The sequence below is a fragment of the Brevibacillus sp. RS1.1 genome (assembly GCF_013284365.1).
Lineage (GTDB): Bacteria > Bacillota > Bacilli > Brevibacillales > Brevibacillaceae > Brevibacillus > Brevibacillus brevis_D.
Genome location: NZ_JABSVA010000008.1, coordinates 1 through 14584, shown reverse-complemented (window position 1 = coordinate 14584; position 14584 = coordinate 1). Strand labels below are relative to the sequence as shown.

The following is a 14584-nucleotide window of genomic DNA, read 5'->3' as shown; positions in this document are numbered from 1 at the left end:
TGCTTCACATTTTCGAACGAAAAATTTCCTTAATTATCCATTTGTTACATACATACGTAAAGAGCGCGATAATATATCTCCAAATTTACTATTTTAGCACCTGACGCGTGAATTTTTTCAAATGAAGAAAGAGGCGATCTCTCGCCTCTTCGCTCCTAACATAGATTTTATTCCTCTTCCGCAATCATGGTTTGGTTCCTACCCGCTCTCTTCGCCTTGTACATGGCCTCGTCAGCTACATGCAGCAGACCTTCAGGAGAAACAGCATGAGAAGGATAGTGCGCAATGCCTTGTGATACGGTTAGTCGCTGCCCGATTGGGTTTGTCCGTGTTTCCAAGGCACGACGTATTCGTTCGGCTACCTGATAGGCCTCCTCCAAACCAGTATGAGAAACGAGGACAACAAATTCCTCACCGCCAAAGCGACAGCTGACATCCTCAGGCCGAAGGGAGGAAGAAATGATTTTCGCAAAATGCCTCAACACTTCATCTCCAGCCTGATGGCCATATGTGTCATTAATGGCTTTAAATCGATCAAGGTCCATCATCATAATAGAAAAGGGGATTTGCTCCGCCATCCATTTTTGCATGGTTTCCTCGAGTGTTCTTCGGTTCGTTAGCCCTGTCAAAGGATCTGTTCGAGCATCGTGGGTCAATTGCTCCGTCTTCTTTTTGATATTGGTTAAGGCAAAGCGAATAGCACGAGATAACAGCTCAGCCTCTCGATTCCAATGCTGGCTACCCTCAGAGAGTTCCACCTCTTGTCTCCCGGCCTTACTCACAAGATTGGCCAAAGATACGAAGGGTTTGGCTATTTTGCGCGCAAGCCCGATCACAACCAGCATTAATAATAAAAAGGAAGGCAACATATACAACAAAACGGATTGAATATCACGATTTACTTGTTCTTGAACAACACTGATAGGTGACACGACAACGACACCCCAGTCATTCTCTGGAACCTTTACGTACGCAGCTAATACTGTCTGTCCCCTCAAGTTGACCATCTGTTCATAGCCATTTTTCCCTTGGATCAGCTTGCGTACGGCTGGATTGGCACTGATATCCTCTCCGATCCGGTTTGAATCACGGTGGAACAACAAATGACCATCAGAACCTACGATGTAAAAAGAGGAACCTAGTTCATCTGTTGGATTACTTCCAAAGATCGTATTCAAAATGTTATCTTCATGAAGATAAATCGTTCCCCCGATAACCCCCCGGTAAATCCCGTCTTTATCAAATATGGGTTCGCTCATCAATACAATGAGTCGCTTCGTACTTGATGTTATGTAAGGTTTGGAAATGTATGGCTTTTTTACAGCTAATGCCATTTTCGCCGTTTCCGTTTTAACATAGCTTCCTACTGTACCAATAGATCCGGGAGACACACTTTGAACACGTCCCGTTTCATCTACCACGGTAACCGAATTAAAATAGTTGTTTGTACGACGGATCAACTCAAGCTTGGAATATACCTCATCCGCAGTCATCTCGTTCCGATTGGAAAAGATGCTCGCCGAATACTGTAAGCTACTGCGCATGGATTTAATCAAGGCGTCTAGGGTATGACTCATTTTGATTGCACTCGTGTGATTTAAGGTCAGCGTCGTGTTAATTAGTGCCTGTTTTTTGGATTGATAGAATGAGAGAAGTAGGATGGTGACAGTCAGGATAACGGATAAAGAGACTAGTCCTGTTAAAAGTGTCACCAGGCTAATCCTTTTCGGGCGGCTTGCTCTTTTTTGTAAGACAGGCATTGGATGCCCCCTTGTATTTGGCATATAGCTATTATGCAACAAATAAAAAATAGTCTAACACTTGATAATATTCATTTCAAGTATACAAGAAAGTTCAAGTAGCCGACCTTGGCTTGGGGACATAAAAAGGCCACCTTTGTCAGGTGGTAGTTTCCGCATATATCATCTAGGAGACCCGAAAGCTTTGTCTTCTCATCCACATCGTTGCAACCCACTTTTCTCCATGGATCACTTGTGCACCTGCATGCAAAGTGAACTCGTTTACTTCTTGATTTCTATAAAAATATTCAAAGTAGACAGCCATGCCTTTAGTGGGAAAAACAGATAAATGAAGCAAAGGGAACACCGTTTCTCCGCCTTGTTCCACATCATTCAAATACATCACGAGCGTACTAATGCGATTGTTCGTACTTGCGCGACTCGTTTCTGCAAAGAAATCATAATGAGGTTTATATTCTTGGCCAGGAGTATATCGTAGAACTTGTAAGCCATCTCCATGCTCAATCGGAATGTTCATGATTTGAGAGATTCGCTTCTCGATCCTTGTAATTGTCTCCGTCTGCTCGCAGAACACCCCGCTGCTCGTTCGAATAGAATTGACTGAACGATCTTCGCCTATTTTTGAGCGTTGCAATCGTTCTCTGGAATGTTCAATTAGCTCATCGCATTCGCTATCGCTAAGCACATTTCCTAACACGACAACCAGCGGTTCCTCATACTTGGCAAGAATTCGAATCTCTCGATCTTCTGTCTTGATCCTATTTCCAGTCTGATCAAATATCGTCCGTTCTTTCCCAGTCGTGTGCCCTATCATCGCTATGCACCCCACATATATGACATCCGTCGCAAAAAACAGAATACCATAAAATGGGTACATACCAATCAGTAAACTTTAGAAAAATAAATTTTTTTTAACACCCTCATCATAAACAAAACCCGTCTCCTATATGTGAAGAGACGGGTTTGCCCTATTGAAAGCATCTTCTAAGTGACATGTGTCTATATGAAAAGTTATTTTCAAGCCTCTTTTTGTTTTTGAACGTGGTACATATTCTTCCGGAATACACTGATCATGTATCCGCATACCCCACCTATAATAGAAGGCAACAGCCAGCCCAAACCAACGTCATACAGTGGAAGGTACTGAGAAAAATAATGATAAACAAAACTATTTTCGACTCCAGCAGCCTTTAAGCCATCAAACAGACTAATCAGAAAAGTGAAAAACAAACTTCCTTGATACACTTCTGGTCTGCCATTGAATGCTTTGTGCAGAAACGTCAAGAAGAGTAACGAGATCGCAATCGGGTACATGGTCATTAAGACCGGAACGGAGACCTTAATGAGTTGCGTTAATCCAATATTAGCAACGAGTGTACTGAAAACAGACAAAATAACCGCAAATTTTTTGTAAGAGATCTTTGGAAACAACGAATGAAAAAAAGTAGAGCAAGCTGTAATAAGCCCTACACTTGTCGTCAAACACGCCACTGTAATCATTAATCCCAATAAAATGGCACCGTAAGAACCAAAGTAGTAATTGGAGACTTTCGCCAAAACCTGAGCGCCATTTTCTAAGTAGCCCAACTTTTCTACACTAGAGGCACCCATAAAGGAAAGTGCGGTATAAAAAAGGGCGAGGAGTAAACCGGCTATCATTGTTGCTTTTGCGCACGTAGCCAAAACTCGTTTTTTGGCAGTAATACCTTTTTCTTTAATCGCATTCACAATGATCATTCCAAAAACAAAAGCTACAAGCGCATCCAAGGTCAAATACCCTTCTTGAAAGCCCTTGAAAAATACATGGGACGTGTAATCTGCTTGCGGGGCTTGAAGGGCTCCAATTGGGTAGATAATAGCCGTTAACGCAATAATTCCGATAAATGTCAATTTAATCGGAGTTAAGATTTTTCCGACTACATGGATAATTTTCATAGGATTGAGCGATAAGAAGCACGCAATGGCAAAAAACAGGATGGTAAACAGAATCAAGGGTGCAGGACCTGCCTGTTCTGATAGAAAAGGCTTTACCCCAATATCAAACGATACATTGCCGGATCTAGGTATCGCAAAAAACGGACCGATTGCCAGATACAAAACAATCGTGAATACCATTCCGAATACGGGGTGCACGCGACTGGCCAAGGAGCGCAAGTCGTCTGCTCCCGAAAAAACAAAGGCTGTGATCGCTAGTAAAGGCAACCCAACCCCTGTAACCAAAAAACCTGCATTGGCTATCCATACATTTGTTCCGGCTAATTGCCCAAGCATTGGCGGAAAAATTAAATTACCCGCTCCAAAAAACAAAGCAAATAACATGAACCCGATCGTAACGACAAAAGAAACTGGCGCTTTCTGTGACACAATAATCCTCCTAATTGTTCTCTATCTCTCAATCATAAATGTTCGTTCAGATGACTGCTTACCCAACCCTCATTTATTCATTCTGATACTATACTCCAAATAAACATTCTTTTCAAACACATCACACTTCAAAGTACCGCTCTCAAACTTACATCCCTGTTACAGTTTACTATAAGTACCCCCATATCGCATCTGGAAGTACCTTCCCTAGAAACCAAAGCATCAAGGACTTTAAAAATATTTCAGAAAATATTTATTTTTCTTAACTTGAAATCAATTAGCAATCTTCCTTATAATTACATTAAAACCTATTCGTTCCATTCTTCTAGAAAGGAGGTGTCCACACATGAAAAAGGTCGTAAAAGTAGCAGTAAACAAGAACAAACAAGTGCAAGAAATGAAAGCATTGAAATGGCGCGTAGTTGTTGATGTTTGCTTGTAAGAGAGTCAAAAAGCATACATGTTTTCCATAAATGAAAAACGTTAGGAAGGAGGGGATTGCCCATGAAAAAGGTAGTGAAAGCACAACTTTCTAACAATCAAAACGTTCAAGAAATGAAATTGCTTTTCCATCCAATTATGACACTTGCGTGTAAAAAGTAATCGATCGTTCAAGAGCACCTCGTGTGCTCTTGAATTTTTTACATAAGGTTCTCGCTTTCCAGGCAGTAAGCAAACATGACGGGACGGTGCAGATTATGAACCAAGCGGTTTTGTTGGAAAGATACCATCAGTTGAGAGAACTTGCCGAGGATCCAGACACATGGCTAGAGTCAGAGATCGGTTCCGATCTTTGGGTGGATGGAATTAATGTATTTTTAACGGTATCACCAGAGGATTTCATTGAGGGACTTGAGCGATTCGAGAGTAGCTATGGTTTTAAGAGCCATGAAATTGTTAACACGATTCTTCAATTTCAACGTTATTGTAGAGAAGCATCTGCGGATGGTGAATTTCCTTTATACCAGGCTCTAGCAGTTGGGATGACCTGGTTGAGCTTACACCCTCAAATAAACGGCAGCTATTTCAACTTGCCTGTTCAAATTACCAATCACTCCATCGCTTTGTTGTTAAGCCCAACCTACTTAGCTGTTTGGGCACATAGTTACAATGAAGGCATTGGATTATACTTAGATTTACATTCGACGCTACCCACATTATTCCGACCCGAGCATGGACGGATCTATCAAAATGCAGGATCGTATTTGGAGGGAACGCACATCAAGTTTCCTTTTCAAAATTACTTCCACGAAATTGCTCATATCCTCTTCTTCCATGACGTCTATCAACGTGTACTAGGGAGCGAAGACGAATGTAGAAGCTACTGGACACATATTGAGGCTTGCATTTACGGACTTGAGGAGCAGGTGCTCGCTGAAATGATGGAAGTCCAACCAGATTTGCATGCCATCGATGATGGATTCGGAAGCAGTAAAGGTTTCGAGGATTTTATCTCTTATCGCTTTGGAATTCTTGCTGCTCAAGAGAATCATTCGATACCAAAAGACACGGTTCGTACTTACATCAAAAGAAACATGCAATTAGGCGAAGCGAATGAAAACATCCCTGATAATGAGGTAAAAGCGAAGATTCTTGCTAGTCATAAGCTAGATGAGGAACGTTTAGAAGAGCTCGATACTCACTGCAAGGCATTTGCTACGGCATTGCAGGTACATAGCTTGTGGGGAATCAAAAGCTATCGACGAAACTCGATCCCAGCGTTTCGTGAAGTGGTAGAGCTACTCTCCCCTGATGCGTACTGTTTGCAAAAACTCGAAGAATCTATGCGACCAGATTCATGGGGGACATTAGAGGATTTGTTATCCAGAAATCCGTTTGATGAGATATGCTCGCAAACAAGGGAAAAGAATATTCACGTATGGAACTGGCGTGATACCCTGTCTCGCTTGGCAGAAATGCGCGGATATTTGGCAAACGCGAATGAACCTGGTTACGGTGAGACCAATCAAGAGCTGTTTCAGATAGCAAATCGTTTAGCTAGAGTCATTCACGAGGAGAAACAAAAAGAGGGCCCAGCAGAGCAGCATGAGAGCCAGTACGCGGACATGAAACGAGAAATTAGCGAAGCATTAAACCGATTGCCTAACGTGGAAGTACGCGATCACTTGCACAATCTTCTCTCCAAACCGTATTACTTTGTGTTAGAGCCCAATTAATAGCTGACTATGAGTCAAAGACCGGCGATATTTCCTATGTTGGTCTTTGTTTTTTTATGTAACGTATACATATCCCGCGATGACATTCAGATTTTATCCTTTTTTTAGAAATCGTTTAGGGTTTGTTTTGAACTTGCATTTAGGATGGGGGTAAGACAAATTATTCAGATGGGAGCGGTTTTTACATGCTTGAGATGAATGAGAAGATTCCCCTTCCCCCTCCTCGTGTGAAAATAGTGAGGTACATGTTTCTTGTCCTCGCATGGGTGTTTTTTGCTTTCATTATTGTTCAGGTATCACTGGCAGGTCTTGGGCTATTCGTCAACGGAGAACATTGGGAAATGCATAGAACCTTGGCTCAATATTTTGCACTGCTTCCTGTCGGCATGTTGGTTCTCTCTTTCCTTGGAAAGCTGCCCGTACATCTTCGGTGGATTTGTCTCGGATTGTACCTCATGATCGTTGCGCAGTTCCTTACCGTTATTTACTCCTCTCACTTAGGAATCCTCTCTGCGCTTCACCCGGTCATTGCCTTGTTTCTCTTCTGGGGATCTCTTACCACCGTAAAACATGCTCATCATTTAGGGGGGAAATAGGCATGAAACTTCCTAAAATTTGGTGGGCGTTATTTCTTGTATCTCTAGTGGTTATCGTTCCATTTATGGCTCCCTATTTAACATTCGATCCTGCAAACAGTCGCATCACGATTATTTCCGGTTCTTTTCAATATCCTTTATTAGTTGCTCATATCGTGTCTGCTTTCATTGCTCTTCTCACTGGTTTTTTCCAGTTTGTCGATCGAATTCGCCTGAAGAACCCAAGGATACATCGTTTTCTTGGAAGGGTTTATGTGTACAGTGTGTTTATTAGTGGACTACTCTCTTTAGCGAGTATCTTTTATGCAGAAAATTTCATGAAGGCAACAAGCTTCCTGATCTTATCCTTGGCTTGGTTATTCACTTGCTGGAAAGGGTACCGTACCGCCATCAACAGGCAATATGAGGAACACCGAAAATGGATGATTCGCAGTTTTGGAATGACATTAGTTGCCGTAAGTGCGCGTCTGTTGGTGCCAGTATTACTGCTTCTGTACTTTATTTTACACGGTTTTTCTCTTCCGCATGGTATGGAAACCGTTATTGGAGACGTATTGAATGTAAACATTTGGGCTGGGCTTATTCTTAATTTTGTTATTGTCGAGTGGGTTATTTTGAAGAAATAAGTTGGCTTCGTCACGCCACATCAGCTGTGGAGTGGTAGCGCAAAGAAGGACTATCTCGATCGTTGAATCGGGATAGTCCTTCTTATATTCGTGAGACACGGCTTTCCCTTCAGGAATCAGAAACCGAATTAGGAAAGTCACCTAGAAATACGAGTTTCGATACTGACTACGTTTGCTTTTTTCAAGTGTCTTGATCAGCAAATACTTTTGTACGCCCTTAGATTCGGCAATGGCTAGTTGACCGTATTGTTCTGCTTCTGCCATGTTTCCTTGGTGATAGGCCACTTCAGCATCGAGTAACAACTGGTAGATACGGCTTTTGATCGCGGATCGGTGTTGGTTGTAGGTATCTTGGTTGTTTTTTAGTAGCGATAAATGTGCGAAATAATAATGTCGATGCTCGATTGAATCAATCTTTCCGAGTGCTTTTTCTACTAAATCGTAGTTGCCGCAATGGAGTTCTACCACTATGGTGATGTAGGCACGAAGCTTATCGGATGTGATTTTGGCTAGTTCCTTCTCGGCTTCCGCTTCGTTGTCGTGTAGATAGGCGTACAAGAAACGATAGTAAGGTTGTTTTGAATGTTTGACGTAGCGTTCAACTGTATTCATGTTGGTGCTGAATTTAAAAATGTACAGGTCTTTGCTGATGAGAAGGACGAAAGCGATTATGAAAAAGGTGATCCATACCATTGGGGTAGGTTCTATGTCTAGGAAGAAGATCGTTAAGCCACCTGCGGCTCCGAGGAGGAGCATGGTTAGTAGGCTTCGTAGAGTGGAAGACATGAGGGTGGTGCTCCTTTTCTTTTTGGAAGTATTCTTTTAGTCTAGCATAAGAGAAAGAACATGCATCCAAAAATTAGGGCAAGGGTCATTTGCGGATTGCGATTCTTCACTCAATATTTCTTCTAACTCCAATGGTACCCAGGTTCAAAACATGCAGAAAGAAGCAGAACGATTAACTTTTTCATTAGATTCAAAAGAATACTCAATCCCTATTCAAAAGGTTGACTCCATTAATAAATACCTTGAACAATTCGATTAAAGTGATCGAGAAACAGAGATAAAACGAATTTCTCTGATCATGCATCTTCTCCAAATGAAAAGAATCTCGCTATCTTACTTGGAAAAAATGAAGGTACAGAAGTTGTCCGAAATAGTGTAATGATCATGAAAGATAAGCATACCTGATCTGACCGACTATTCGTTTGAAACACTTAAGCAATGGCAGCAAAAAGAGAATAAAACAAAAGAAGTTACATTAAGTATTAAGTGACTTTAAAAAAGGCTTCCTAAGTTAGGAAGCCTTTTTCCCCATTCCCCCTTCCAATTAAATCCCTGATCTTTTGTAGTGCCCTACGCTTTCACGTGTTGTGGGATCTTTTTCTTTCTCAGTAAGCGATGAGTCACCTTTTTTCATAAATAAAATAAAACCATTCTGGAATCCTAACACACAAGGAGGTGAAGCATAAGAAGGTCACACGAGGGTATCTGAAATAGCAAGGTAGGGAAGGAAATTTGATTAGAAGCGCAGCAATTGAAAAAATGTTGTGGAGTATTGCCTTACCAGGGTTTGGTCAATTATTGAACGGAAAGTACGTAAAGGGATTAACCATGCTGGCACTAGAATTCATCATCAATCAGAAATCCCACTTAAACCAGATCATCGTCGCAAGTTTTCAAGGTGACATCCCGACTGCCATTCGATTAACAGATTATCAATGGCTCATGTTTTATCCGTGTGTATACATGTTTGCTATCTATGATGCATACCGGGATACCTTTTCAGCAGATATTCCCCCTTACTCCGTTTTTCCGTTTGCCTTCGCTGCCTTTTTCGCAACAATAGGCGTTATTTATTCCCCTATTTTCTGGATCTTTGGGGTACTATTGGGTCCTGTATGGTTACCCATGTTATGTTGCTTTTTGGGTATTCTTGTAGGAAGTATTTTGCAGTTTATTTTCAGAAAACTAACTCAGGGCATCCATAAACAGGAAACATAGTTTGGTTCATTATTGGCGAAAATTTAAAGGAAACATTCATTGGACGGAGGGGTTCTTTATGGAAACCATAGTGGAGGAGCAAACGACTCCATTTCAACAATTAAACAATGAACATGATAAATTAACGTCCGCCGAGCAAGGAAAGCTTTGGGCTACATATGTTGGAAATACCATGTCGGTTTGCGTGTTGAGTTATATGCTAAATCATGTTGAGGATCAAGAGGTCAAAAAAATACTCGAACACTCTTTACAATTGTCTAACCAATTTTTACAATCGCTAAAAGGAATATTTGCAAAAGAAAACTACCCGCTTCCCGTAGGATTCACAAATGAAGATGTCAATATAACCGCACCAAGATTATTTGAAGATGAATTTTACCTTCATTACCTAAAATATGTTGCTAAGGCAGGAATAAGCCTATATGGGATCGCAATCCCTTTAGTTACAAGAGATGATACTCGAGAGTTTTTTACTTCATGTATCAATCAAACAGTCAACCTCATTAATATCGTAAATACTGCATTGCTTAAAAAAGGACTGTTAATCAAACCACCCTATATTCCGTATCCGGAAGCAGTGGATTTTGTAGAGAAACACAGTTATCATAATGGTTTTTTTGGTCGTGTTCGCCCCCTGCAGGCTCTTGAGATCACGCATCTTTACGATAACGTTGAAAATAATGCGACAAGCAAAGCCGTATTGGTTGGCTTTAGTCAGGCTGCGAAATCTAATCAGTCAAAGGCGTATTTTCGACGAGGGGAAGAAATAGCTTCCAAGCATTACGATACTTTTAGCGGGATTCTGCAGGAGGAAGGTTTAACATCCCCTCCCATTCTTGATCAGTTGGTGACCACCTCCACCTCTGCACCTTTCTCAGATCGATTGATGCTGTTTCATAAGTTGGATATGTATGCAGTTAGAATAAGGGCTTATGGTAATGCAATATCTATGTGCGCAAGGCATGATGTGGCAACGAAATACGCTCGTTTTCTTGTCGAAGTTGGAAATTATGTCGAGGATGGATCAAATCTCTTGATTGAAAATGGTTGGCTGGAGCAGCCGCCTCAAGCTGTCGATCGAAATGCCCTTGCCTCTAATAGGCATTAATCCTTCCGTCGAGTGGTGAAATTTGAGCAAGAAGTGCCCATGTTGATGGCTCTTTCACCACTTGCTGCCTAACCCAATGACGCCAAAATCGAGTAGGAGGGAGTGACTAACTCCCGTCCTCTCACACCACCGTACGTACCGTTCGGTATACGGCGGTTCATTAAGCTTGACGAATGACCGAATATCGTTGTACTAAGCTTTTCAGCCCTTGTTGTTGCCAATATGCAACTCCGAGGGCTTTTGAGGAGTCTTTGTGGTACGCCATTCACCCTTTCGGGTGTTTGCAATTTCTATTGCTTGGACGTGCGATAAACCCAGATAACGAAGTTCTCGATATCGGGTTCTTATTCGTTTCCACTGAGACCACAAGCAAAGTCGAAGTCTACGCCGTATCCATTCCTCGATGGATTGCAGTATTTTCTTTGCATCCGCAAGGGCGAAATATCCAATCCATCCCATGAGATACTGGTTTAACTTCTGAATCCTTTCATCCATCGAAATGCTCCATGTCGGATTTGTAATGAAACGGATTTTCTCTTTCAACTTCAGAAGTGATTTTGGATGAAGCCGAATCCTTACTTGCTTTGAACTAGTGAAACTGAAACCGAGGAACTTACGTTTCCAAGGTCGATCCACTGCACTTTTCTGCTCATTTACTTTTAGCTTAAGTACCTTCTCCAAATAGTTTTGAATACTCTCTTTTACCCGTTCTCCTGCCCGCTTTGTTTTCACGTAGATGTTGTTATCGTCTGCGTAACGACAAAAGCGATGTCCTCTCTTTTCCAGTTCTTTATCCAGGTCGTCAAGCAGGATGTTCGCCAATAACGGACTAGGCGGGCCTCCTTGTGGTGTGCCCTCTACTGCCGAAAGGCAGATACCATTAACCATGATGCCTGCTTGTAAGTATTCGCGAATGAGTTTCAACAAAGATTTATCTTGTACTTTCCGAGCAACCCGACTCATTAAAATATCGTGATTTACCCGATCGAAGAATTTCTCTAGGTCCATATCCACGACAAAGCGATATCCTTCGGAAATATAAGATTGTGCCTGTCTCATGGCGTCATGCGCACTTCGATTCGGTCGGAATCCGAAACTTGATTCTGAAAAATACGGGTCAAAGATTGGAGTAAGGACTTGGAGAATGGCTTGCTGAATGAAACGGTCTACCACAGTAGGCTTACTCCTCCGTCAGTTTTCGGGATTTCGACTCTGCGGACAGGAGAAGGTTTATAGGTTCCTTTCATAATCTGTTCTTTAATGGTTAACCAGTGTTCACGGATATAATAGCGCAGTTGTTCGGTTGAAACACCGTCGATTCCCGCCGATCCTTTGTTTCTTTCCACTCTTTCGAGTGCCACTAATAGATTTTCCCGTGATAGGACTTTACCCAGCAATTCCATGACGATACCCTTTCCTTCGCACACATCCTTCTAGTCTTGCCGGATAATACTCAGCCCTCTCTTGTACCCTCAGGGCTTCACCCTTATTCTCCAAGAGTAGATCCTTCCGGAATTCTGCTTCGCAGTATTATCACGAAAGTGATTAGTGGATATGTTGACTTAATGTTCAGCCCTTCCCCGTTCAAGCGTCCTTTACTTGGGTACTATGGCTTCTGCTGACTTCTGCATGTTCAGCGACTCCTTACGGAGACGGTTACCAACATTTGAAGGCACTTCATGCAGACCTCCCCAGGTAAGAACGATAACTTTCATCCCATGTACCTGCCTAATTTACTGCTATACCCCTTGGCTGTATTGGACTTCGTTTTGTTTAGCAAACTCGTCCGAGTACAACAGCCTCAAATTAGATTCGTGTACCTCAGGTCGGGACTTTGCCGCCGGCTTCCTTCAGATTCCACCTCGCGATGGACACCCTTGCCTTGGGCTAACGATTGGTACAGCCAACCCCCGTTCGGGACTCACACCCTAGAGCTATCGCCCATGCTGGGCGCACTAAAGCTATGGCTCCTACCCGGTTTGGGAAGGAGCCATAGTTTTATATTAACCGTTTAAAGTTCTTCAGGGTTCTAATCTTCATTGAAAAAAAGCACCTCTCCAACACTAGCAAACTGTAATATATAAAAAAACACCCACAAGGGAGAGCACTGCAAAAGTCTACTTTTTGTGGCTGAGTGCAGGTAAAGCTTGTCCTTCCTTTTTTAATAATACGATTCAAACGAAAAAATGCAGTCCGTCCTCTCTAGGAGGCGGGCTGCATTTTTTCGATCAGTGTAACGATTCGCTTTGCATTTACGACGAAGGCCGTAAGTATGGCCTGCATACGCATGCGAAACAGACCACGGTATTTGGCCTTGGTCATCCCATGATACCTTTTTAATTCAGCATTTTTATGCTCGATAATCGGTCTGCGTCGAATACGTTCTTTGAACGTATCACTGTTCTCAAACTCGATTTGCTCTATGTAGTGTTCCGCCATGATCCGGATGGAATAGGTTTTGCTCTTCGCTCCTGGCTTGAAACAGCCTTCCCTAAATGGGCATGTCTTGCATTTCTCCGTATCGAAATAGAACACAAGGGATCGGCTTTTGCCATTTTGTTTGCTCCCTTGAACGGCTTTTCTAATGCTATGTTGTCCTGCCGGACAAATAACAAAATCCGCATCTTTGTTGTACTCAAATCCTCTTGCCTGAGTCCTCCGTTGTGTACGACCGGGTTTAGCGGAACCACAGGCTGAATTTTCTTGGATTTCATCTCAGCCAGGTTATCTTTGCTCGAATACGCAGTGTCACCAATCACTTCTTGAACTTCTATCCCTGCGGATAGCGTCTGGTTGAGAAGCTCTTTGAACTGTTTTCCGTCATCTGAACTTCCCCCTGTGACTTCCACAGCCGTAATGATTTCTTCTTCTGTCATGGCAATATGTTCTTTGTAGCCAAAAAAGGACTTTGTACTGCTCTTCCATCCAAATCGTGCATCTGGATCAATAGCTGACATAATGCCTTTATTGGCAAGGAGACGCTCGTCTTCAACGATGGTCTTCGCGATCTTGATCTTCTCGGAGATGGCCCCCTCATGATCAGGTAGCAACGTTTCGACGGTCTCTCCAAGCTCCGCTAAGTAGTGAAGCATGATCTTCTCGGCACCATTTTGATCTTTCTTTAACTCCGGTAACCGTGGTAGTTTCTTTTCGAGCTTTGAGTGCTTTTTCACCACAACACGGAATAAACGCTTTGCCGCATCCCGTAGCACTTCAAGTGGCTTTTGATTTTGCGAAGCTGCCAGCGTATGTGTAGAGTCCATGATAATTGACTTTGACTTCACAAGTCCTTTTTCGATGGACTGACGTACAACCGATTTGAGAACCTCATCTACGGCTCCTGCCCCTAACCGATGATTGCGAAAACGGGATAATTGCGAGGGATCTGGCAGTTTATCTTCTGGATTAAGACCTAAAAACCATTTGTAGGCGAGGTTCACTTGGGCTTCTTCAATTATGCGATCGTCCGAAAGATTGTAGAGAACCTGTAGAAACAACAAACGAAACAGAAGTTCCGGCTCGTTAGCTGGTCTACCGTAGTACTCACAGTAAGAAGAGCGAACCAGTTCATGAATGAAAGTGAAGTCAATAGCTTCATGAATTTTACGCAGTTGATGGTCTTCGGGAATGAGTTTATATAATTCGGCGTGGAAAGACACGGTCAATTGTTTAGCAGACGGTAGCACTTATTCCAACTCTTTCGTTTTCTTCCCAGTATACGACAAAACCCAGTACCTTGCGGTACTGGGCTAAATTAGGTGGACTTTTGCAGTGCTCTCACAAGGGGTGCATAATTGATATGTAAGGTGGAGGCGGGGGGATTCGAACCTCCGTCCGAAAACAGCGATACATGAGCATCTCCGAGCGCAGTCACTCATTTAAATTTCGGTACCGGATTCGCGGAGTGACGCACTGACCCGTTACCTAGCCTGATTGATCTTCTTCCTTC

Annotated in this window: 9 protein-coding genes, 1 other RNA gene and 2 pseudogenes; 5 read left to right on the top strand and 7 right to left on the bottom strand. The window is 42.5% G+C overall.

Going from position 1 to position 14584, the window contains the following annotated elements:
* Positions 1 to 167: 167 nt before the first annotated feature.
* From HP570_RS22240 to brnQ, 3 genes are all read right to left on the bottom strand, one after another.
* The gene (locus HP570_RS22240) at positions 168 to 1760 is read right to left on the bottom strand and encodes a sensor domain-containing diguanylate cyclase (protein WP_173627174.1); all 1593 of its coding nucleotides are present in this window, start codon (positions 1758 to 1760) and stop codon (positions 168 to 170) included.
* 166 nt (positions 1761 to 1926) lie between these two features.
* Positions 1927 to 2574, bottom strand: coding sequence for a 2OG-Fe(II) oxygenase (locus HP570_RS22235; RefSeq protein WP_015893438.1), 648 nt, complete (start codon positions 2572 to 2574; stop codon positions 1927 to 1929).
* A gap of 203 nt (positions 2575 to 2777) precedes the next feature.
* The gene (gene brnQ / locus HP570_RS22230; RefSeq protein WP_142498167.1) at positions 2778 to 4124 is read right to left on the bottom strand and encodes a branched-chain amino acid transport system II carrier protein; all 1347 of its coding nucleotides are present in this window, start codon (positions 4122 to 4124) and stop codon (positions 2778 to 2780) included.
* A gap of 698 nt (positions 4125 to 4822) precedes the next feature.
* On the opposite strand from brnQ, the gene HP570_RS22225 reads away from it, so the two are divergent.
* From HP570_RS22225 to HP570_RS22215, 3 genes are all read left to right on the top strand, one after another.
* Entirely contained in the window at positions 4823 to 6301 is a 1479-nt protein-coding gene (locus HP570_RS22225) for a hypothetical protein (RefSeq protein ID WP_254495422.1), read from the top strand.
* A 185-nt stretch (positions 6302 to 6486) separates the two neighbouring features.
* On the top strand, positions 6487 to 6897 hold the full coding sequence (locus HP570_RS22220) for a DUF6220 domain-containing protein (RefSeq protein WP_173627172.1): 411 nt from the start codon (positions 6487 to 6489) through the stop codon (positions 6895 to 6897).
* A 2-nt stretch (positions 6898 to 6899) separates the two neighbouring features.
* The gene (locus tag HP570_RS22215; protein WP_173604142.1) at positions 6900 to 7523 is read left to right on the top strand and encodes a DUF2306 domain-containing protein; all 624 of its coding nucleotides are present in this window, start codon (positions 6900 to 6902) and stop codon (positions 7521 to 7523) included.
* 141 nt (positions 7524 to 7664) lie between these two features.
* Here the strand turns inward: HP570_RS22215 and HP570_RS22210 are convergent, their stop codons facing one another.
* Entirely contained in the window at positions 7665 to 8309 is a 645-nt protein-coding gene (locus tag HP570_RS22210) for a hypothetical protein (protein WP_173627171.1), read from the bottom strand.
* Between the two features lie 732 nt (positions 8310 to 9041).
* Here HP570_RS22210 and HP570_RS22205 point away from each other — a divergent pair.
* Entirely contained in the window at positions 9042 to 9527 is a 486-nt protein-coding gene (locus HP570_RS22205; RefSeq protein ID WP_015893450.1) for a hypothetical protein, read from the top strand.
* Positions 9528 to 9585: 58 nt separating this feature from the next.
* The gene (locus HP570_RS22200) at positions 9586 to 10635 is read left to right on the top strand and encodes a DUF3231 family protein (RefSeq protein ID WP_142498173.1); all 1050 of its coding nucleotides are present in this window, start codon (positions 9586 to 9588) and stop codon (positions 10633 to 10635) included.
* A 160-nt stretch (positions 10636 to 10795) separates the two neighbouring features.
* On the opposite strand, the pseudogene ltrA reads toward HP570_RS22200, so the two are convergent.
* The 3 genes and pseudogenes from ltrA to ssrA all read right to left on the bottom strand — a co-directional run.
* A pseudogene (gene ltrA, locus HP570_RS22195) lies at positions 10796 to 12038 on the bottom strand (group II intron reverse transcriptase/maturase).
* A gap of 799 nt (positions 12039 to 12837) precedes the next feature.
* A pseudogene (locus tag HP570_RS22190) lies at positions 12838 to 14321 on the bottom strand (IS1182 family transposase).
* Between the two features lie 118 nt (positions 14322 to 14439).
* Positions 14440 to 14584: a transfer-messenger RNA gene (ssrA, locus tag HP570_RS22185) on the bottom strand; the annotation flags it as partial.

Bases quoted from the DNA above. Each gene is read 5' to 3' on its own strand.
- HP570_RS22240 (WP_173627174.1), bottom strand. From the start codon at position 1,760: ATGCCTGTCTTACAAAAAAGAGCAAGCCGCCCGAAAAGGATTAGCCTG.
- HP570_RS22235 (WP_015893438.1), bottom strand. From the start codon at position 2,574: ATGATAGGGCACACGACTGGGAAAGAACGGACGATATTTGATCAGACT.
- HP570_RS22225 (WP_254495422.1), top strand. From the start codon at position 4,823: ATGAACCAAGCGGTTTTGTTGGAAAGATACCATCAGTTGAGAGAACTT.
- HP570_RS22220 (WP_173627172.1), top strand. From the start codon at position 6,487: ATGCTTGAGATGAATGAGAAGATTCCCCTTCCCCCTCCTCGTGTGAAA.
- HP570_RS22215 (WP_173604142.1), top strand. From the start codon at position 6,900: ATGAAACTTCCTAAAATTTGGTGGGCGTTATTTCTTGTATCTCTAGTG.
- HP570_RS22210 (WP_173627171.1), bottom strand. From the start codon at position 8,309: ATGTCTTCCACTCTACGAAGCCTACTAACCATGCTCCTCCTCGGAGCC.
- HP570_RS22200 (WP_142498173.1), top strand. From the start codon at position 9,586: ATGGAAACCATAGTGGAGGAGCAAACGACTCCATTTCAACAATTAAAC.